This window comes from Romboutsia sp. 13368 (assembly GCF_018336475.1).
In the GTDB taxonomy this organism is placed as follows: domain Bacteria; phylum Bacillota; class Clostridia; order Peptostreptococcales; family Peptostreptococcaceae; genus Romboutsia.
Window position 1 is genome coordinate 591,710 of the sequence record NZ_CP048741.1, and the last position, 394, is coordinate 592,103.

General features: G+C 31.2%; 1 protein-coding gene. It reads left to right on the top strand.

Features of this window, described 5'->3' with window-relative positions; genetic code table 11:
- Positions 1 to 394, top strand: a 394-nt coding sequence (locus G3997_RS02465; RefSeq protein WP_296647544.1) for a M20/M25/M40 family metallo-hydrolase, incomplete at both ends; no start/stop codon positions are given.

Below are 394 nucleotides of genomic sequence, written 5' to 3' on the forward strand. Positions count from 1 at the left end.
TTATGATAGTGCAGGTGCAAAAGAAGGACGTTATTCTCAAAAGGAAGGTTCTTTAGGCTCAGCAGATGCAGGATATGCATTATCAACAATACTTGAAACACTTAGAGTAATAAAAGAATCTAATGTAGAACTTGAAAATGGAATAAAGATATTATTTACTGATGGTGAAGAATGTGGACTATTAGGAGCTAAAGAGGCCGTTAAAGAAAAAGAAATATTTGAAGGTGTTAATTACGTTATAAATATAGAAGCAAGAGGAACTTCAGGTCCTGCTATAATGTTTGAAACAAGTCCAAATAATAAAGGTGTACTTGATTTATACGAAGCAACTGATAAACAATATTCATATTCTATAACACCAGAAATATATAGATTATTACCAAATGGTACAGAT